The following is a 20,063-nucleotide window of genomic DNA, read 5'->3' as shown; positions in this document are numbered from 1 at the left end:
CGTGCTTTAGCAGCGCATGACGTGTCGGCCAACGCAACGTCATGATTCAGAGCGTCGCCTGCGTCGCTCCTCTTCTAAATCTGTGATTGTCCCTTCGACAATGCGTGTTCTGGGCGGATCTTGCTGAGTCTGACTAAAGGGAGTATCAAACGGGCTAAAGCCAGGCATGTCAGGCATCTGATCCTGCAAGCGCGAGACATTGGCGATGACTTGCGAGACACGCGTGGCGAAGTTGGCAGCCAGGGTAATGGCGTACAAAATTCCCCAGACAAGCATTCCTACAAACAGGGTTACAAAGGCGCTCACAATGCCATTCCAGGCTCCCCCAGCCATCCAGTTCGCCACCAGCTCATAGACACACATCACTCCAATGGGCAGCCAGAAGAAATGGACAAGCACACGCAGAAACCAGTGCAAAAACCACAAAACAGCTTTGACCGGATCTGAAGGCATGTTCCAGGGCGGAACAAGGTCGCGCACGGATTTGAGCTTAAAACGTTTTGACGTGTTCACGGTAGCCCTCTTTGGCACAGTACTCCCTCACGAGAGACACGATGAGATGTACATTCTTTCGTTCTATTGTAGCAGTACCTCTCTCGTTTTGCCAGGGACACGAATAATAAAAAGAGGCCGCGCGGACCTCGTCACCGCGCGACCTCTCGCAACCACTCTAGCCGGCACGGCTCTACCGGTGGAGCGGCAGGGAGTGTAAGGGGTATGCGTTACTGCACGAGCATAGCCCGCACAGCATCAAGGTTGGGCTTCACAACTGCGCTATTGCGCTGCTGGGGAATACCCGTCACGTTATCTTTGAGCAGGTTGCCCGTGAGAATACCAACGACACGCTCATCGCGCTTGATGACGCCTTCGGCCACCAGCTTGTGCGCGCCGGCCAGGGTAGCGGCGGAGGCAGGCTCGCAGCCAATCCCCGAGCGATCAATAATCTCTTTAGCAGCCAGAATCTCCTCGTCTGTGACCTGGGCGACAATGCCATCGCAGGCCTCAATGACGGCACGGGCGCGCGCATAGCTCACGGGATTGCCAATCTTGATGGCTGAGGCCACAGTATCGGCCTTCACACTGACCCGCTTCTGGAATTGCTGTTGATAGCTCTGATAAAAGGGATTGGCACCCGCGGCCTGAATCGCGGCGATACGCGGGATTTGCGTAATGAGGGAGAGGTCATATGCCTGGCGGAAGGCCTTCCCAATCGCTGAAATATTGCCGAGGTTTCCTGCGGGTAGAATCAGCCAATCGGGGGCTTGCCAGTCGAGCTGCTGTAAGAGTTCAAAGCCGATGGCCTTCTGCCCCTCAACGCGGAAGGGATTCAGCGAGTTTAAGAGGTAGATCCCCAACTCGTTACAGACTTGCTCCACCAGCTGCATCGCGGCATCAAAATCGCCCTCGATCTGGACCGTTGTCGCACCATAAGCCATTGTTTGCGCAAGTTTGCCAGCCGCCACGTTGCCCGCGGGCAGAAACACGATACTACGCATGCCAGCCTGCGCGGCGTATGCCGCCAGCGATGCCGAGGTATTGCCGGTAGAGGCACAGGCCACGGCGCTGGCCCCCAGCATATTGGCCATGGTTACCCCGGCAGTCATGCCGCGGTCTTTAAAACTGCCGCTTGGATTTTCACCCTCGTGCTTGAGGAAAAACAGTTCCAAACCTGCATATGTACCGATCTGGCGATGGCCGATACGTCCTACGGGACAGTTCTCCATGCCCACAGGATAGAGGTTCGTATTCCCCTCCGGGCGCGTAATGACATAGCGTTCGGGCGCGGGCAAGATCAATTCGCGATAGCGCCAGACACCGCTATAGTCAAGCAATAATTTATCTGTACTGATCGACCAGATAGGCGGAGATGAGGCGCGTTCATCAAAGACCTGGCGCCAGAGCGCTCCTACGGCTGAGGCATTGCTGGCGCGCTCCATCAAGTGCCAGCTCTCCTCATCGCCCTGCATTCCCACCTGCTTGGGAAGCGTAAACTCCAGCTCGACATCGAGCACTCCACCACATTCACAACGATAGCGCGGCACCAGGCCCGTCGCCGAAGAGGGCTGAGCCTCGACTGGTGGGTAGAGTGCTGAGCACTCCACGCACCGCAGTTGTATGGCTGACAAGAGAGCCGCTATTTCAGGTACAAGTGTCGCATGAGATTGCATATTTTCCTTACCTGCCCCCCGGCCTGGCTGGAGACCAGCAGAATTGATCGCCATAACGCGCACTGTCTTCCTTTCGTATACGAGTTCGTGGAGTTTGCAAAACTCTAGCCCCATTCTGGTCAGCTCGTAACACCTTACCCGTTCCCTCTACCCCATGCTCACGCGCCGTCAACTGCATAGCCCGCAAAATTTCTGAGAAGCGCGTGCTCGCCAGGGCGATAAGCGATGAACCACCACCCGAGAGACAGGCCCCATATGCTCCCGCGTCTTTGGCGGCTTGAATGATGCTGTCCATCGCGGGAAACAAGGTCTGACGGTACGGTTGATGGAGTCGGTCCTGCATAGCTTCTCCAATCACTTCATATTTCCCCATCTGCAAGGCCGATAACAACAGCGCCACGCGCCCGGTATTAAATGTAACATCTGTTCGTGTATAGCTTGCTGGCAGGAGTCCCCTACCCGCCACGGTATCCATAGGAAAGGTTGGTGTAAAGATGATGGCCTTTAACGCTTCAGGAAAAGGCGTCTTGATGGCATGCGCCTTCCCATTCATCATGGTTGTGGCCACCAGTCCCCCCAGCAAGGCTGGAGCGACATTATCCGGATGATTGCCCGCCTCCATTTCAACCGCCAGATCCAACAAATCATCTCTGGACACTGCCTTCCCGCGCTTACGCAACCACTCGTTCGCCGCGACAAGTCCTCCAATGACCGCGGTCGCGCTGCTACCTAATCCACACCCCGGAGGAATGTGAATTTGCATACGAATGCGCACCGCCGGTAAAGGCTCACCCTGGCGCTCAAACAAGGTCGCAAACGCGCGAAAGAAGAGGTTATCAGCCCCTCGCTCTAGTCCTGAACCCAGCGGTCCCAGGACCTCGATCTCTGGAAGAAGCGGGTCCACACCACCTTCCACTACGCTAAATCGATTGTATAGCTGTAGCGCCAGCCCCAGGCTATCAAAACCAGGGCCTAAGTTAGCGGACGTCGCTGGCGCTAAGACTTCTACTGAAGCAGGTAATGCCAGTGCCATCGGCGGCTACCTGCCTTTCCATTTGAAGACGCATCGCGTTTCTCCTTTTCGCCTTCTCGGCTATTCTACCATGTTTTACAATATAAACGACAATATCAGTACAAAAGTCATATCAAAGATCTACATAAGTAGCATGTTCTGGTGTCAATACTTTTACACAATTATGCGTATATTCCTCCGTGATAATAGAAAAAAGTGCCGAAACGTATTCACGCCTCGGCACTCACAGACGTTACAATCACAATCATGGAGCAATATATGCTACACCGCCGAGGGGGTTTCTTGCATGCACTCTGCGATATAGACCAGGTCATGATCCACCACGGTTTTCTGCCGCTCAGCCATCGCGATAAAGCTCTTGTATGCGTACTTGAGCTGCTCCGCCGAGAGCCTGTATCCCAGCTTACGCAAACGCGCATCCAGACCGTGTCGCCCCGAGTGCTTGCCCAGCACCAGATTCGTGTCGCCCCAGCCTACCGACTGAGGCGTCATAATCTCGTACGTCAGGGCATGCTTGAGGACTCCATCCTGGTGGATACCCGCTTCGTGCGCGAAGGCGTTAAGGCCGACAATCGCTTTGTTTGGCTGAACCGGCAGGCCAGTGACGCGACTGACCACGCGACTGGCGTCCAATAGCTGTTCAGTCTGCACACGTGTCTCGGCCCCGAAGGCTTCTGGACGCGTGCGCAATGCCATGACGACCTCTTCCAGAGCTGTGTTACCCGCGCGCTCACCGATGCCATTGATCGTGACCTCGACCTGGCGTGCGCCAGCGCGAATTGCCGCCAGGGTATTAGCCGTGGCCATGCCCAGGTCATCGTGGCAATGGGCGCTCAAGGTGACCTGCTCAATGCCTGGTACATGCGCACGTACATAATGGAAGAGCGCTTCGTACTCGCCCGGCGTGGTATAACCCACGGTATCAGGCACGTTAATAATACTTGCCCCGGCTTTGATCGCCACGTCAAATACCTGGCAGAGGAAGTCGCGGTCGCTGCGTGTAGCGTCCTCCGCCGAGAACTCCACGGTCGGGCAGTAAGCACGGGCGCGCGCTACCATGGTTTTCACGCGCTGCAAGGCCTCTTCGCGACTGGTGTTCAGCTTGTGCTGAAGATGGATATCTGAGGTAGCAAGAAAGACATGAATCACGGGACGCTCGGCCTCGCGAATGGCATCCCAAGCCGCGTCGATATCGCCTGCCGTGGCACGCGCAAGCGCGGCTACCGCGACCCCTTTCGTCCGGCGCGCGATCTCACGGACCGCGGCAAGATCATCAGGGGAGGCCGCGGGAAAGCCTGCCTCAATACAATCTACCCGAAGCGCAACGAGCTGCTCCGCTACTTGCAACTTCTCTTCAATTGTCATCGTTGCCCCTGGCGACTGTTCACCGTCACGCAGGGTGGTGTCGAAAATCTTTACTACCTCAGAAGCTTCCATGGTGTAGTGTCTCCCTTTCTTCAGCTCACTTCGCGAGGTCGTGCAGCAACCTTGCTGCTACCTCTTGGTCTCGACTTCCGCCTTTGGCCCCGCCTGTTGCTCAGACGCTTTCTCCTTCGAGGAGAGCCAGGGCATCATCGAGCGCAGCTCTTTGCCGACCTGCTCTAGCTGGGTCTCGCTGTTCCTACGGCGCATGGCCATAAAGGCGGGGCGGCCAGCCTGGTTCTCTTGAATCCAGCGTGTGGCAAAAGTGCCGTCCTGAATATCTTTCAACACATTCTTCATCTCAGCGCGCACCTGCTGATTAATCAGGCGGGGGCCGGTGATATAATCGCCGTACTCAGCAGTATCGCTGATGGAGTAGCGCATGTAGTTCATGCCACCTTCGTAGATCAGGTCGACGATGAGCTTCATCTCGTGCAGACACTCAAAATAGGCCGACTCTGGCTGGTAACCAGCCTCGACCAGGGTCTCAAAACCCGCGCGCATGAGTTCGGTAACACCGCCACACAGCACGGCCTGCTCGCCAAAGAGATCGGTCTCGGTCTCTTCCTTAAAGGTAGTATGCAGAACGCCCGCGCGCGTGCAGCCAATGGCGCGTGCATAGGCCAAGGTCAGTGCCTCTGCCTGTCCGCTTGCGTCCTGGAGGACCGCCCACAGACCGGGGATACCCGCACCATCAACATAGAGGCGACGTACCATGTGGCCTGGTCCTTTGGGAGCGACCATGGCAACATCGACATCGGCGGGGGGAACGATCTGGCCATAATGCAGGCTAAAGCCATGTGCGACCAGGATCATCTTGCCCGCGGCCAAGCCGGGACGAATGTCGCGCTCAAAGACTTCACGGTGATGCTGGTCAGGGATCAAGATCATGATCACATCCGCGTAGGCAGAGGCCTCAGCCGGAGTCATTACGCGCAGGCCCTCAGCCTCGGCCTTGGCACGACTCTTGCTCCCGCTGGGCAAGCCAATGACGACCTCACATCCGCTATCGCGCATATTGAGCGCATGCGCGTGGCCCTGGCTGCCATAACCAATAACAGCGATGCGTTTCTGCTGGATGAAATCGAGATTGGCGTCGGAATCGTAGTAAATAGTTGCTGGCATGATAGTGTTTCACTCCTCATTGGTAATTTCTATGTACCTGCCTATCGGAAACCTGAGCGCGAAGCGCTAGCCACGTGAGTGGCGCAATACCCCCGAATGGGGGTTGGTTTTCGTATAAAAAGGTAATGTGGGCTCTGTATGTCAATAAAGATAGAGGTCTGACTGCTGATCTCTCGTCAGAGACCAGGCGCGCGTGGCACCTAGTCGTTAGTGCCACGTGCCATCGTGACGCGTCCCGAACGGGCCACTTCACGAATGCCATATGGGTTCAACTGCGCAACGCATTTCTCGACCCTGGCTGTGCTGCCGCTGACCTCCAGGGTCATGGTCTCCGCAGCCACATCGACGACATGCGCACTAAAAAGTTGCGCGATCTCAAAGATTTCGGCCTTTTGCGCGGGCGTATAGGCGACTTTGATCAGCGCCAACTCACGCGAAATGGCCTCTTGCTCTGGAATGTTGATGACGTTGCGCACATCCAGGATTTTGCGCAGTTGCTCAACCAGATGCTCAACCGCCACTTCAGAGTCGTCAACGCTGACCGTGACGCGTACCACGTCATCAACCTCGCTACGACCCAGGACAAGCGTCTGCATATTCGCGCGTCGCCGCCGCATCAGACCGACCACCCGGTCTATGGCACCGGTACGATCCTGGACCAGGGCGATGAGCGTATGTGCCTGGACGGTTTCGCGTGCCTTCTCCGATTGGCCTGCACGCGCAGTAGAGCCGCTTGCTGAAAAATTAGACATTGGCGCAGCCAGCATCTTAGGCACTCCTTTCACTCTCTTCGATCATACTGGTGATAGCCGATCCAGGGGCAACCATGGGATAGACACAGGCCTCGGCTTCGATAATACACTCGACAATCACGGTTCCCGGTGTCTCAATGGCGCGTTGAATCGCGGCTGCGACCTCGTCCTTTTTTGTGACGCGGATACCTGTCACCCCATACGCCTCAGCCAGTTTGAGATAGTCTGGACCTGTGATGGGCGTCTCGGAATAGTTGCGTGAATGGAAGAATTGTTGCCACTGGCGCACCATGCCCAGGTAGCCATTATTCAAGATGACGACTTTAACAGGAACGCGCTCCTGCTGAAGTGTCGCCAGTTCCTGAATATTCATCTGGATGCCGCCATCACCGGCGATAGCCCACACCGAGTCGTCCGGCATACCCATCTTCACGCCTATCGCGGCGGGAAGGGCGAAGCCCATAGTACCAAGTCCGCCAGAGGTGATATGACTATTGGGGCGCGTCCAGGTGTAGTGGCGAGCCGTCCACATCTGGTTCTGTCCGACATCGGTAACGATAATGGCGTTGCCATCGGTCTGCTTGCGTATCTCCCCCAGGATGTCTATGGGACTGGGGAAGGCAGGATCCCACTGACCAGTACCGGTGCGCGACTCGCTCTCGTCCTGCCAGGAACGGATCTCGCGCCGCCACTCCTGGTGATCGGCGGGCTGAACCGCTTCTGCCAAAGCCTCCAGGGCGATACGTGCGTCTGCCACAATGGGTACAGTCGCGACTTTGACCTTGTGCATCTCCGAGGGATCGATATCAATGTGAATAATGCGCGCTTTAGGCGCAAACTCGGCCACCTTCCCGGTCACCCGGTCGTCGAAACGCAAACCGACACCAACGATGACATCAGCCTCGCCAATAGCGCGATTGGCGTGCGCCGGGCCGTGCATGCCTGGCATACCCAGGTGCAAAGGATGATCCTCTGGGAAGGCACTCTGCCCCAGAAGCGTGGTGATCACAGGTAAGTCAGCCTTCTCCGCAAAGGCCTTCAGCTCTTTGTAGGCGCTCGATAGGATGACACCATGACCTGCCATAATGAGAGGCTTCCGGGCGGAGGCGAGGAGTTCGATGGCCTGGACAATCAAATGAGGAGCCGGGCGCTCGGGCCGCTCCCGCTCTTCGCGTAGTTGCTCCTCTGAGGTTTGATATTGCGTGGGATTATACCAGCCCTTGCCCTGCTGAATATCCTTGGGAATATCTACCAGCACAGGACCAGGGCGCCCACTCCGCGCCACACGAAAGGCTTCGTGAATCGTAGGAGCGATCTCTTCGATGCGCTGAATCTGGTAGCTATGCTTGGTAATTGGCTGGGTGATGCCGATGACATCCGTCTCCTGGAAAGCGTCGCGCCCAATAAAGGTGCGAGCCACCTGACCGGTGATTGCCACCATAGGGGTTGAATCCATAAAGGCTGTCGCTAAGCCTGTGACCAGATTCGTCGCGCCTGGACCACTCGTGGCGGCACACACACCTACCTTGCCGGTCGCACGCGCATAGCCATCAGCAGCATGCGACGCCGCCTGTTCATGACGCACCAGTACATGATGTAAGGCGGGATAAGAGGACAGCGCATCATAGAAGGGCATAATAGCGCCACCGGGATAACCGTAGATAAAATCCACACCTTCGCGGACGAGTGCCTCACACACAATCTGGCTTCCGGTCAGCTCGCGTGCCCCGGCGTTTCGTTCGCGGGTGTTTCCTGCTTCCTGCATAATATTGGTCGCGATTGCCATAATTCCTCCGCAGCAGTTTTCAAAGATAACAAAAAGAGGGCCTCCACCAGGGAGGCCCTCATCAGGTTACCTTCTTTGGATTGGTCGCTTCGTTGCTCCCGTTAATCTCCCATTGCAATTCTCGTAGCTTGCTTCTTACTCTGCCCTACCAGACTCGCAAACCCGTTCAGTCTGGTAAGGCTGCTAAGGAGGAGTACAATAAGGCTAATAAGGCCAAGCAAGCTAAGCAAGAATACAACATTAATGGAGAATACGGAAGTCAGAAGGACCACAGCCAACAAAAAAACCGACGTGTAGATCACGTCGGTTTTAGAAGCAGTGCTCTTCTTCGCGTTCATTTGAGCGGCACACTGAGACGCAGCAGACATCGCTTCAGGCATACTGGACATACTACGAGCGTGGCATTTGTCAGCAAACATTGCTGACCGCATCTGCGCTGTGTATGTCGCTGCCATTATCTTCTCTCCGCTTCGTTTTTACAAAGTTTGTACATCTTTAGCAAGGCCATGCCTGCCAGTAGCAACGTCTCGTGTAACACTAACGCACACAGTAAAGCCACTGCGCATAGCAACCTCGCCAGCGCGTGTGACTTGTGTCGTTTACTTATTGTGGAGGATACCCTAACTACACAACTCTTGTCAACCCCCTTCCATGTCATTTCCAGGCCCCCCGCACAGTATAGACAGATTGCACAGTCTAAAGACCAATCATACAGATAGATTGCCCATAGCTAAAGATAGATACACAAAAATTTCACGATTCAGGCCATAGCTTCTTATCCTGATGGATAGCGCTAAAGGCGGAGGAGTTCGCAGCCTCGGCAGTTAGAGTACGTACAAAGTCTCGCGCTGCTGCCGAAGGTGGCTCATCATGCGCCGGGCATACCAGCGCGCTCTCGCGATACAAGGCTGGTCCATCACTCACACGCATGGAAACAAGGCTCCCAGTGCGCAGCTCCTCCTCTACTGAAGCACGCGTAAGGAATGCTATTCCAATGCCCTCTAACAGCAGATGACGTGCTACATTGAAAGGTACCTCCAGCATAGGCTGACCAGGAACGGCAACTTGTTGCATCAGCATATCAATAGACGCATTCCACTTTGCAAATAAGAAGGGTGAACCAGCACGCTGTAATTGTTCGATTGTTACCTCTTTCTGACTCGCTAATAGATGCGTCACCGGCAATATCAGGTCCAGGGATTCGCGTAGCCGCAAGAGGATGCGCAGATTATGATTATGAAAGGGATAGCCAATCAGCCCCAGCTTTACGATACCATCGATGAGCATCGCGATGATCTCATGGCTATGAGCGATATGCACAGCGAGGTCAACCTGCGGATGAGTACGATAAAAACTGGCAATGGCCGAACCCAGAAAGCTTCCCGAGAGCGACTGCATTGTCGCGAGTGTAACGCGTCCTCGCTGCCCCGATTGTGACAAGCGCGCCGTCTCTACGCCTTCAGCGAGAATCGCCAGGGCTTGCTGGGCATAGGGAAGAAAACTGGCTCCCCGCTCAGTTAAGGAAACCGAGCGCCCTCCTCGGCGAAAAAGCGCTCCGCCAACCGCTACTTCTAGGGCCTGGATACGGGCGCTAATTGTTGGTTGGGCAATATTAAGCGAACGGGCCGCTTTGCTAAAACTGCCCTCGCGTACAATGCGCTCAAAGGTAAGTAGCTGCTCATAATCCATCTTGCAAGCCCACTTCAGCCATAGAAAAATTCGATAGCAGGTATTATCGCTATCAGATTGAATAATATCATACGCGCGCACTATACTTTGCACATCACAATCAAGGATAGATATATTGCCATGCGTTTTCTTCGAGTCTTACGACTTCCTCACCTGGCTCTGCTCTGGTCGGGGCAGGTGCTCTCAGCAATGGGAGATTTCTTCTATCAAATCGCGATGCTCTGGCTAACCATCAAAATTGCTGGCAGTCAGGGAGGTATCTTCATTGCAGGCGTAGAAGCGGCGGCAGCGCTGCTATTCGGGATCGTAGGAGGCATTTATGCAGATCGCTGGAATCGCCGTTATACGATGCTCACAGTTGACATTCTGCGCGCCCTGGCTGTGGGCACACTTCCGCTCCTGGCACTCTACGGTCCACTTGCGCTCTGGGAACTTACACTCGTGGCGATACTGGTAGGCAGTCTGGGAGCCTTCTTTAACCCTGCCCTACAGGCAAGCCTTCCCGCCCTGGTCCCAGACAAAGTAATGCTCCAGGCCACAAATGGCCTGATGGATATCACGCGGCGCCTGGCACGTACATTTGGCCCCAGCCTGGCGGCACTGCTAATCACGTTTCTCTCGTTGAGCCAGTTTTTTACCATAGACGCCTTCAGCTTTCTCATTTCAGCGGGAGCCATCTTGCTTATGGGTCGTCACTTCGCCTGGAAAGCCTCAGAGGGCACGCAGCACAAAAACAAAGGCCTGGGCGGCCTTGTACTGGATATCCGAAAGGCACTCCAGGCCATTCGTGGGCATAAGCCTATCGCCTGGACTATCTTTGCCAGTGGTTTCATCTCAATGGCCTGGAGCGCAGGCTTCATCATCGGCATCCCGCTCTTCGCCTCACAGGTGCTCAAAGGGACAGTCAGCGCCTACGGCTTAATCGTTGCCGCCTACGGAGCGGGAAATGTCGTCAGCAATCTTCTTATTGGGAGTCTGCCCTTACAGCGCCCGGTGAGAATTATGCTGCTTGGGCGCCTCATCGTTGGCGGTGGTTTCATCCTGATGATCAGCCAGCCCAACCTGGCAATGGCTATGTTTGGCGCGGCCCTGGCGGCGACTGGTGGACCAATGGGAGACATTCCTTTGGCGATTATGATGCAGACCGAGCTGCCCTCACAGCATATTGGCAAGGTCTACAGCCTCTACGACATGATCTCCTCGCTGGGCAGTATTCTCGGCCCTATGCTGGCAGCTCTGCTCTATGCCTATCTCACTGTTCCCCAGGCCATTGCCATCTGCGGCCTCATCATCGCAGCCACCAGCGTAATGGGTTTTACGCGTCTCCGTGAAGCATGATGCGCTACATGTGGGCGCTCTAACGCTGAAACAAGCACTCTTGCAAACAGGTATACTGCGCGCCGCCACGTGAAAGCTCGCTTTTCATGACGTGCAGGCTTGTAATCGCGTACGCTTCGTTCGTGGTCAGGCTCTGTTGCTTGCTCTGTAACAAGGCTTGCAAGTCCTGTTGTACGACTGGATCAAGGGGTGTCTTGACACGCGCTAGCGTCAAGTGGGGCGAGAAGGGCCGCCGTTCCACTTCAAAGCGCCGCGCACGGAGTTCGCGATTCAGCGCCCGGTAGACACGCTCAAGTTTGCCCGTTGGCTCCTCAATCCCCATCCAGATGACGCGGGGAGCGTGAGGGGGACCAAAGGCCCCTAATTGCGTCAGACGGTAACTGAATGGTACTGCCTGCTGGGCGGCTTCCTGTGCGGCCTCAATCGCCTTCTCCAGGCGCTCGTCATCAAGCTCTCCCAGGAAGGCTAAGGTCAGGTGGATGCTCTCGGGATTGACCCAGCGAATGCCGGGAAAAGACAGCGCCACCTGTCGGATTACCTCCGACAAGTGGCGCTGCTGAGCATCATTCATTTCAAGGGCAATGAATGTTCGTGTCATGCTGTCCTGACAATCTTCTTATGCAGAAACCAACGCCACTGTCGTGGCTAGCGCTTCGCGCTCAGGTTTCTGTAAGGCACTATGCGGCGAACAACATCGAGTCTAGTTCAACACCGTCAATGGTCTCAACCTGGATCAGGTGCTCTGAGATCTCGATCAACTTCTCTTTCTTCTCGCGCAGGATGTCGAGGGCTGTAGCATAGGCCTGGTTGACCAGCACAGAGACCTCGGCGTCGATCTTGGCTGCGGTCTCGGCGCTAAATGGGCTTGTGCCATCGGCATCAGCCTTGAGCGCTACATTGCCCAGAGGCGTCATGCCAAATTCACAGACCATGCGCCGCGCGATACCGGTTACATACTCAATATCCTGGCTCGCACCGGTGGTGATATCACCGAAGATAATCTCTTCAGCGGCACGTCCACCCATGGCACCTGCCATCTTAGCAAGCAATTCCGAACGGCGCAAGAGGTAGCGATCCTCGGCAGGGGCCTGGACCGTGATACCCAGGGCCATGCCACGAGCGATGGCGGAAACCTTCTGCACGGGGTCCGCACCCGGGACCGAGCGCATAACGATGGCATGTCCAACCTCGTGGTACGCGATGATGGATTTCTCAGCCTCGGTGATCACACGGCTCTTTCGCTCAGGACCAGCCATCACACGCAGAATGGACTCATCAAGGTGGGGCTTCTGAATCTCGGTCAGACCATTACGTGCAGCGAGAAGAGCGGCCTCGTTCAAGAGGTTCGCCAGGTCGGCACCAGAGAAGCCAGCGGTCTGGCGTGCCAGGTCTTCCATCAGGACACCCTGCGCCATAGGCTTGCCCTTGGCATGCACATTCAGGATCGCCAGGCGGCCACGAATGTCAGGCTTATCAAGCATCACACGACGGTCGAAGCGGCCAGGACGCAGCAGCGCGGGATCAAGCACATCAGGGCGGTTCGTGGCAGCAATCACCACAATGTTGGTCTCTTTATCAAAGCCATCCATTTCAACAAGCAACTGGTTCAGGGTCTGCTCACGCTCATCATTGCCGGTCATACCTGAATTGGTACGCTGGCGCCCAACGGCGTCGATCTCGTCAATGAAGATGATACAGGGGGAATGGTCTTTGGCTTCTTTGAAGAGGTCGCGTACACGCGCCGCACCTACACCAACAAACATCTCAACAAACTCAGAACCGCTGACACTGTAGAAAGAGACTCCAGCCTCGCCGGCAACCGCTCGCGAAATAAGCGTTTTACCAGTGCCTGGAGCACCAACCAGCAAGACACCCTTCGGGGTACGCGCTCCCATCTGAGTAAAGCGGGCAGGATGCTTGAGGAATTCTACAATCTCTTGCAGCTCCATCTTGGCCTCTTCGACGCCAGCGACATCCTTGAAGAGGATCGACGGGCGAGACTCGCTAAAACGTTTCGCCTTCGAGCGCGCAAAGGGAGCTGCCTGACCACCCATACCACCACTGCGGCGCATGAAGAACACCATGGAACCAACAACCAGGAGAATCAACACCAGGGCCTCAAGTCCCTGCACCCACTGACCACTCTGCGGATCCTGAACATCAACCGTGACGCCATTTTGGGTAAAGAAAGGCGTGACAGGCTGACCCTCTTCTTTGACCGCGTGGATCTGTGTCCCATCAGCGGCTGTCGCGGTAACGTCATTGCCACTAAGCGAGACCGACTTCAGCTTATGCTGCTGCGCCATGGTCAATACGGCGCTAATCGGTTTCTCTTGGACGGTTGACGCACCAAAGCTAACACCAGCCAGGCGTGCCAGCGCCACTCCTAACAAGATAATACCGACAACAATTAACGAACCCGCCAGGCTATAACGCAAGATGGCATTCTTCTTTCGTGCTGCCTTCTGGGCTGAACTTTGTGGGTTTGATTTTCTCATTTCGCGGTTATTCTTTGGAGGCATTTCCATGCAGACGCTAGACCCTTCTATACTCTGTGATTGACTCTGTGATCGCTGTGATTACTGTGATTACTGTGCTTATTGTGCTTACTAAACGGGCTAAAAAACTACCAAAACTATCTAACGCCGGAATCGGCCGTATCTCTTTATATCAATTTGTCGCTAGTATAACGTATAAGAATTTGTTTAGCAAGGTGAAGAAACACTTAGAAACCTTAGAATTATTAGAAAACAAAACTAGATTCCCATCATATACGCTTGCTCTAGCGGCAATTGAAGAGTTTATGTTTCTTCATTCTTCTCTGCGTATCATTGGTACCGAAGTACTATACACATTTGTCCGAAAAAATGCGAAGATTTAGGCAACGCTGCCAAAAGAGCGCCGCATTCCAAATATAGTGCGGCTCCTGACCCGGAAACCGTTCTCGATGCGCCTTATGGTTGCACACGCAATTTTGCATCTTCATCGATGGCACAGAGACCGTTCAAGCATAGGCACTCCTGCTCGCATCTTGTAGCAGACATGTGTGCTTGCTTAACGTCTCTACCATATATTCTCGGCATGCTCAATTTGTTTCTACAAAGGAGTATTCAATGAGTCATACCGCACCCGGTACCGGCATCAACCGCTGGACCATCGCCATCACAGCCTTTTGTATGCAGTTAGCGTTAGGAGCAGTCTATGCCTGGAGCGTCTTCCTCAAGCCTGTAATCAGTCTCTACAAGGTCTCACAAGCCCAGGCCAATCTGACCTTCAGCATCACCCTCCTGGCCCTGGGTATTACCGCCGGTTTTGGTGGCTATTTGAATAGCCGTTTTGGGCCACGTGCCATCGCAACAGTGGGAGGAATTCTGTATGGCATAGGTGTTCTACTCGCGGCGTTTGCATCGCCAAATATCTATCTACTCTATCTCACCTACGGTATTATCGGTGGTATTGGTCTGGGTCTGGGCTATATCGTGGCGCTCGCGATGCTCATCAAGTGGTTCCCTGATCGGCGGGGCTTTATTACAGGGCTGGCGGTCGCGGGCTTTGGCGCGGGGGCCGCACTGACTGGCCCCATCGCCGCGAACCTCTTGCTTCCAGCGTATAAACTCAACACGACTTTTATCATTCTGGGCATCGCCTACTGTATCATCGTGGTTGTAGCAGCACAGTTCTTTCGTACCGCCCCTGAGGGTTACGCTCCCGCCGGTTGGACTCCCACATTGAAACAACAGGAAGAGGGAAGCGCCCGCAACTATCCCCTGGGCGAGGCCCTGCGCTCGCCACGCTGGTACTTGCTCTGGCTCATTCTCGCCCTCAATGTGACCGCGGGAGCAGCGCTCATATCCGTAGCCTCTCCCCTGGCACAGAAGTTTACTGGCGTGAGCGCGGGCGTGGCCTCGACCCTGGTGATTACCATCTCGATCTTTAATGGCGCGGGACGTCTCTTCTGGGGCTGGCTCTCCGACGCACTTGGGCGCCCATATACCTTCCTGGTTATCTTCCTGGTCCAGGTCCTGGCCTTCCTGGCGACGCCCTTTATCGGGGCCATCGCGCTCCTGTTTATCCCGGCCTCGCTCATCGGTCTCTGCTATGGTGGAGGCTTCGGCACCATGCCCGCCTTCGCGGCGGACTTCTTTGGCTCGAAAAATTCGGGCACGATCTATGGCGCGATGTTGACCGCCTGGAGCGCGGGCGGCATCGTTGGGCCATTACTGATTGCCAGTATTGACTATAAGACGACACTCTTTATCCTGGCGGGGCTGATGCTTGTCAGTTGCGCCTTGCCACTACTGGCTCAGATGCTGGCACGTCGCCAGGCTCAGGAAGTCGCCGCGAGTGCTGGCAACTAGCAAACACAAGCATTCAGGTGACTTTTTCCTGGTTACGAAACCAGAGCTATGTTACAATCTGTATAGAAAGAACATAGCTCTGGTTATACACCGTTTTCATCACGCTTCTTTCACACGCTATCCACTGGCAGCAGCTTTGCGCTTTTCAAAGGATGATTGAGATGGATGAACATACTTCTCTGCCAAAGACGGTGCGATCCGCCTTTACCGAGCTTCTGCAAGTTGGCGCAAATACAAAGTCCTTTAGCAAGGAGAGCCTGAGCAAGGCTTCACGTATCCGCGACGCCAAGCTTGTCCATAGTGTCTGCCCCTACTGTGCAGTCGGCTGTGGCTTAAATGTATATGTCAAAGACGGCAAGGTTGTTGATATCGAGGGCAACCCCGAGAGTCCCATCAATCATGGCACGCTCTGCCCCAAGGGTTCAGCAACCTTCCAATACACAATTAACCCTAGTCGCTTAACCAAGGTCCTTCACCGCACACCCTACAGCGATCACTGGGAAGAGGTCTCCCTCGACTGGGCTATGGAGCGCATCGCGCAACTGGTCAAGCAGACGCGCGATGAGACCTTTGTCGAGCACCTCGATGATGGGCACGAGGTCAATCATACCCAGGGGATCGCCTCTCTGGGTGGGGCAACGCTGGATGTTGAAGAGAATTATCTGATCAAGAAGCTCCTCTCCGGCGGCCTGGGCATTGTCTCAATTGAGAACCAGGCCCGTATATGACACAGCTCGACTGTGCCCGGTCTGGGTACAACATATGGGCGTGGCGGTGCCACGTCATTCCCGCAGAACCTCGTTGAGAGCGACTGCATCTTAATCATGGGCAGCAATATGGCGGAGGCTCATCCGGTGGCATTCGCCAATGTAGTCAAAGCCAAGGAACGTGGTACGACGGTCATTCATATCGACCCGCACTATTCGCGCACCTCGGCCCTGGCCAACCTGCACCTCCCCATTCGCGCGGGCAGCGATATCGTCTTCCTGGGCGCGCTGATTCGTCATGTGCTCGAAAGTGAGTCGTACTTCAAGGAATATGTGCAGCACTATACCAATGCAGCCATGCTGGTACGCGAGGACTTTCAAGATACGGAAGAGCTTGATGGGCTCTTCTCTGGTTATGACACTGAGAGTGGGACCTACACCAGCCAGAAATCCTGGGACTACCAACGCGATGAGCATGGCAAGCCCCTACAAGATCCCACACTTGCACATCCCAATTGCGTCTTCCAGGTAATGCGTCGCCACTTCGCGCGCTATACTCCTGAGATGGTTGAAGAGGTCTGCGGCGTTCCCCGTGAGCAGTGGCTCCAGGTGGCCCAGACACTCATTCACAACTCTGGCCGTGAGCGCACAACGGCACTCTGCTACGCGGTCGGCTGGACACAGCAATCCAAGGGTGTGCAGATCATTCGCTCGGCGGCCATCCTGCAACTCCTGCTGGGCAATATCGGGCGTCCCGGAGGTGGCATTCTAGCCCTGCGCGGGCATGCCTCTATCCAGGGTTCGACCGACGTCCCGACACTTTATGACCTGTTGGCAGGCTATATGCCTCAGCCAGCGGCCATGTCTCAAACACAGACCTCTGAACGCCTGGAAGGCGCTCAGCCGAGTACGGCGCATGTGCCAGCCCAGAATACGCTGGAGGAGTATATTGCCACCTCTGGGCAGAAGACAGGCTGGTGGGTCAACTTCCCGGCCTATATCAAGAGCCTGCTCACTGCCTGGTATGGCGAGGAGACCGTCCTTGATCAAGAGAGCGATAGCGGCTATCGCTACCTCCCCAAGATTACTGGCGACCACTCGCACCTGGCCACGACCTATGCCATGCTGGATGGGAAGGTCAAGGGCTATATCCTCTTTGGTCAGAATCCAGCCGCGGGCAGCACCAATGCACGCCTGCAACGTAAAGCCTTGCAGCAACTTGACTGGATGGTCGTGCGCGATCTGTACGAGGTGGAGAGCGCCGCTTTCTGGTATAAGGGTCCCGGGCCGGTAGATCCCACGCAGATCAAGACCGAGGTCTTCTTACTGCCTGCCGCCGCCTCTACCGAGAAGGAAGGCTCCTTTACTAATACCCAACGCCTGATGCAGTGGCGCGATAAGGCCGTTGATCCTCCTGGGGATGCGCGCTCGGATCTCTGGTTTGCCTATCACCTGGGTAAGCGCCTCAGAGAACTCTATGCCGAAAGCCAGGAGGCCAGAGATCGTGGCCTGCAAGCGCTCCTCTGGAACTATGAGCGTGAAGAGCCCGAGCCAGGCTCGAACATCCTTGATGAACCCGATGCCCGGCTCGTCTTAAAAGAGATCAACGGCTACTACGTGCGTAAGCCCGCCAAAGAAGGGGAGCTTGTCAATGAGCGCGCATATACGCTGCACGACGCGCCTCACGTGCCCAATTTTGTGGCGCTCAAGGCCGATGGAAGCACGGCCTGTGGCTCCTGGATCTATAGTGGCGTTTATCCCGAGCCAGGGAGGAACCGCGCGGCCTCCCGCACACCTGGCGGTCCCACCAACCTGGAATGGGGCTTTGCCTGGCCTGCCAACCGCCGTATTCTCTATAACCGTGCCTCGGCTGATCCCCAGGGGCGTCCCTGGTCGGAACGGAAGAAGTACATCTGGTGGGACAAAGAGAAGCAGCAATGGACTGGCTATGATATCCCCGACTTTCCTGTGAACAAGCGGCCAGACTATGTTCCGGCCCCTGACGCCACGGGGATGGATGCCATTGCCGGTAGTGATCCCTTTATCATGAAGCCTGATGGGCGAGGCTGGCTCTTCGCCCCCTCTGGCCTCAAGGATGGACCACTGCCCACACATTACGAGGCTATTGAGTCGCCCGTGCATAATAAACTCTACAAGCAGCAGAGTAACCCGACCGCCAAGTACTTCAAGGGTCTCCCTGGCAACCCGCTCGCGGCAGTCGGCGATGAGCGCTATCCCATCGTGATTACGACCTATCGCCTAACTGAGCACCATGTCAGCGGTCCCATGACGCGCTGGATGCCCTGGCTTAACGCACTTCAGCCCACGCTCTTCGCGGAACTCAGCCCTGAACTGGCTGCTGAACGCGGCGTCAAGCATGGCGAATGGCTGGTCGTCAGTACGCCACGCGGCGAGATCGAGGCCCGCGCCATGGTGACACGCCGAATGCGCCCCCTGCGCATCCAGGGACGCCAGATTCACCAGATTGGCCTGCCCTTCCACTGGGGCTTCCAGGGTAAGAGCACAGGCAGCATCACCAATGACCTGGCTCATATGGTGCTTGAACCCAATGTGAGTATTGAAGAGGCCAAGGCGTTTACCTGTAATATTCGCCCGGGACGCCTCCCAGGAGAGGAGGAATCGAATGGCCGTTGAAACCACACCCAACACAACACAGGTCCAACCCACCGTTGCTAAACGACGGTCGGGGGCGCCTGTGCTCTTAAATATGTTCAAACTACTTCATAAGGAGACACCGCCACCACAGCAAGCAACGATGGGCTTTTTTACCGATACCAGTATCTGTATCGGGTGTAAAGCCTGCGAGGTGGCCTGCCGCCAGTGGAACCAGTTAACGCCGCCTCCAGCTCAGTGGAGCGGCTCCAGCTACGATAACACGACGCACCTTGGCGCACATACCTGGCGCCATGTGCAGTTTATCGAGCAAATCGACCGCGTTGCCCCCCCCAGCAATGGCCATGCTGGACGCCCTGTCCCAGAGCTTCCACTCTTTGAGGTACAGACACTCGAAGATAAAATCGCTGCAGCAAAGTTCGAAGGTATCCTGCCTGAGGCTCCACCCGGAACGGCGCTGCCCTTCTTCAATAATGAGCGCTGGCTTATGCGTAGCGATGTCTGCAAGCACTGCGCCAACGCTCCCTGCCAGGAGGCCTGTCCCACGGGTGCAATCATCCGTACCGAGTTCGATACCGTCTATGTGCAGCAGGATATCTGCAATGGCTGTGGCTACTGTACGGTTGCCTGCCCCTTCGGCGTGATCGCGCGCGATGATGGAGGAAGCCATACCGCCCATAAATGCACCCTCTGCTATGACCGCCTGAAAGACGATATGGAGCCCGCCTGCGCCAAGGCCTGCCCCACTGACTCTATCACCTTTGGCGAGGTCGAGCAGCTCAAGGAGCGTGCGCGTGAGCGCCTGGGCTTCCTACAGAAGCACGGGGTCAAGGAGGCACTCCTCTACGGCGTCGATGACCAGATCCTTGATGGTGGCCTCAATTCCTTCTTCTTACTTTTAGAAGAGCCTGAGGTCTATAACCTGCCTCGCAATCCCGCGCGACCCATGAATAATGTGCCAGTCGCGTCTCTCTGGTCGATTCTGGCCGCGCTCGTGCTGGGCCTGGCGAGTATGCTCTTCTTTCAGCAAAGAGATGAGCGATAGAGCCCC

The 20,063-nt window shown here is 55.7% G+C and carries 14 protein-coding genes; 4 read left to right on the top strand and 10 right to left on the bottom strand.

Going from position 1 to position 20,063, the window contains the following annotated elements:
• Positions 1 to 39: 39 nt before the first annotated feature.
• The 8 genes from JMJ16_RS29490 to JMJ16_RS29455 all read right to left on the bottom strand — a co-directional run bounded on the left by JMJ16_RS29490 (position 40) and on the right by JMJ16_RS29455 (position 9,975).
• Positions 40 to 513, bottom strand: coding sequence for a hypothetical protein (locus JMJ16_RS29490; protein WP_201387432.1), 474 nt, complete (start codon positions 511 to 513; stop codon positions 40 to 42).
• Between the two features lie 209 nt (positions 514 to 722).
• Complete coding sequence (gene thrC, locus JMJ16_RS29485) at positions 723 to 2,222, bottom strand: threonine synthase (RefSeq protein WP_201387430.1); 1,500 nt, start codon at positions 2,220 to 2,222, stop codon at positions 723 to 725.
• Positions 2,176 to 3,201 (bottom strand): homoserine kinase, encoded by a 1,026-nt coding sequence (gene thrB, locus JMJ16_RS29480; RefSeq protein WP_201387428.1) that lies wholly within the window; start codon positions 3,199 to 3,201, stop codon positions 2,176 to 2,178. Before thrB ends, thrC begins: the two co-directional genes overlap by 47 nt.
• Before the next feature lie 261 nt (positions 3,202 to 3,462).
• Positions 3,463 to 4,638 (bottom strand): 2-isopropylmalate synthase, encoded by a 1,176-nt coding sequence (locus tag JMJ16_RS29475; RefSeq protein ID WP_201387426.1) that lies wholly within the window; start codon positions 4,636 to 4,638, stop codon positions 3,463 to 3,465.
• A gap of 57 nt (positions 4,639 to 4,695) precedes the next feature.
• Positions 4,696 to 5,748: a ketol-acid reductoisomerase gene (gene ilvC, locus JMJ16_RS29470; RefSeq protein WP_201387423.1), complete on the bottom strand. Its 1,053-nt coding sequence runs from the start codon at positions 5,746 to 5,748 to the stop codon at positions 4,696 to 4,698.
• 200 nt (positions 5,749 to 5,948) lie between these two features.
• The gene (ilvN, locus tag JMJ16_RS29465; RefSeq protein ID WP_201387421.1) at positions 5,949 to 6,515 is read right to left on the bottom strand and encodes an acetolactate synthase small subunit; all 567 of its coding nucleotides are present in this window, start codon (positions 6,513 to 6,515) and stop codon (positions 5,949 to 5,951) included.
• Between the two features lies 1 nt (position 6,516).
• On the bottom strand, positions 6,517 to 8,265 hold the full coding sequence (gene ilvB, locus JMJ16_RS29460) for a biosynthetic-type acetolactate synthase large subunit (RefSeq protein WP_201389179.1): 1,749 nt from the start codon (positions 8,263 to 8,265) through the stop codon (positions 6,517 to 6,519).
• Between the two features lie 774 nt (positions 8,266 to 9,039).
• Positions 9,040 to 9,975, bottom strand: a complete 936-nt coding sequence (locus JMJ16_RS29455; protein ID WP_201387419.1) for a LysR family transcriptional regulator — start codon at positions 9,973 to 9,975, stop codon at positions 9,040 to 9,042.
• 120 nt (positions 9,976 to 10,095) lie between these two features.
• On the opposite strand from JMJ16_RS29455, the gene JMJ16_RS29450 reads away from it, so the two are divergent.
• The gene (locus JMJ16_RS29450) at positions 10,096 to 11,313 is read left to right on the top strand and encodes an MFS transporter (RefSeq protein WP_201387417.1); all 1,218 of its coding nucleotides are present in this window, start codon (positions 10,096 to 10,098) and stop codon (positions 11,311 to 11,313) included.
• A 19-nt stretch (positions 11,314 to 11,332) separates the two neighbouring features.
• Here JMJ16_RS29450 and thpR read toward each other — a convergent pair whose 3' ends face one another.
• Both thpR and ftsH read right to left on the bottom strand, forming a co-directional pair.
• Entirely contained in the window at positions 11,333 to 11,911 is a 579-nt protein-coding gene (gene thpR / locus JMJ16_RS29445; RefSeq protein WP_201387415.1) for an RNA 2',3'-cyclic phosphodiesterase, read from the bottom strand.
• Between the two features lie 79 nt (positions 11,912 to 11,990).
• A complete protein-coding gene (ftsH, locus tag JMJ16_RS29440; RefSeq protein WP_236601736.1) occupies positions 11,991 to 13,811 on the bottom strand; it encodes an ATP-dependent zinc metalloprotease FtsH in 1,821 nt (606 codons plus the stop codon).
• A 615-nt stretch (positions 13,812 to 14,426) separates the two neighbouring features.
• Here ftsH and JMJ16_RS29435 point away from each other — a divergent pair.
• The 3 genes from JMJ16_RS29435 (at position 14,427) to JMJ16_RS29420 (ending at position 20,057) form a co-directional block, all read left to right on the top strand.
• Positions 14,427 to 15,671 (top strand): OFA family MFS transporter, encoded by a 1,245-nt coding sequence (locus tag JMJ16_RS29435; RefSeq protein ID WP_201387410.1) that lies wholly within the window; start codon positions 14,427 to 14,429, stop codon positions 15,669 to 15,671.
• 161 nt (positions 15,672 to 15,832) lie between these two features.
• A complete protein-coding gene (fdnG, locus tag JMJ16_RS29425) occupies positions 15,833 to 19,033 on the top strand; it encodes a formate dehydrogenase-N subunit alpha (protein WP_305068268.1) in 3,201 nt (1,066 codons plus the stop codon).
• Positions 19,023 to 20,057 carry a 4Fe-4S dicluster domain-containing protein gene (locus JMJ16_RS29420; protein WP_201387403.1) on the top strand — a complete coding sequence of 345 codons (1,035 nt, stop codon included), beginning with the start codon at positions 19,023 to 19,025 and terminating at the stop codon, positions 20,055 to 20,057. The genes fdnG and JMJ16_RS29420 overlap by 11 nt, the downstream gene beginning before the upstream one ends.
• Positions 20,058 to 20,063: the final 6 nt, after the last annotated feature.

The organism is Ktedonobacter sp. SOSP1-52 (assembly GCF_016587395.1).
Note: the sequence above shows the minus strand (reverse complement) of the source record. Positions and strands in the feature narration are given on the sequence as shown.

Excerpts from the sequence above, each read along its gene's own strand:
- thrC (WP_201387430.1), bottom strand. The coding sequence starts at position 2,222 with ATGGCGATCAATTCTGCTGGTCTCCAGCCAGGCCGGGGGGCAGGTAAG.
- thrB (WP_201387428.1), bottom strand. The coding sequence starts at position 3,201 with ATGGCACTGGCATTACCTGCTTCAGTAGAAGTCTTAGCGCCAGCGACG.
- JMJ16_RS29475 (WP_201387426.1), bottom strand. The coding sequence starts at position 4,638 with ATGGAAGCTTCTGAGGTAGTAAAGATTTTCGACACCACCCTGCGTGAC.
- ilvC (WP_201387423.1), bottom strand. The coding sequence starts at position 5,748 with ATGCCAGCAACTATTTACTACGATTCCGACGCCAATCTCGATTTCATC.
- ilvN (WP_201387421.1), bottom strand. The coding sequence starts at position 6,515 with ATGCTGGCTGCGCCAATGTCTAATTTTTCAGCAAGCGGCTCTACTGCG.
- ilvB (WP_201389179.1), bottom strand. The coding sequence starts at position 8,265 with ATGCAGGAAGCAGGAAACACCCGCGAACGAAACGCCGGGGCACGCGAG.
- JMJ16_RS29455 (WP_201387419.1), bottom strand. The coding sequence starts at position 9,975 with ATGGATTATGAGCAGCTACTTACCTTTGAGCGCATTGTACGCGAGGGC.
- JMJ16_RS29450 (WP_201387417.1), top strand. The coding sequence starts at position 10,096 with ATGCGTTTTCTTCGAGTCTTACGACTTCCTCACCTGGCTCTGCTCTGG.
- thpR (WP_201387415.1), bottom strand. The coding sequence starts at position 11,911 with ATGACACGAACATTCATTGCCCTTGAAATGAATGATGCTCAGCAGCGC.
- ftsH (WP_236601736.1), bottom strand. The coding sequence starts at position 13,811 with ATGAGAAAATCAAACCCACAAAGTTCAGCCCAGAAGGCAGCACGAAAG.
- JMJ16_RS29435 (WP_201387410.1), top strand. The coding sequence starts at position 14,427 with ATGAGTCATACCGCACCCGGTACCGGCATCAACCGCTGGACCATCGCC.
- JMJ16_RS29420 (WP_201387403.1), top strand. The coding sequence starts at position 19,023 with ATGGCCGTTGAAACCACACCCAACACAACACAGGTCCAACCCACCGTT.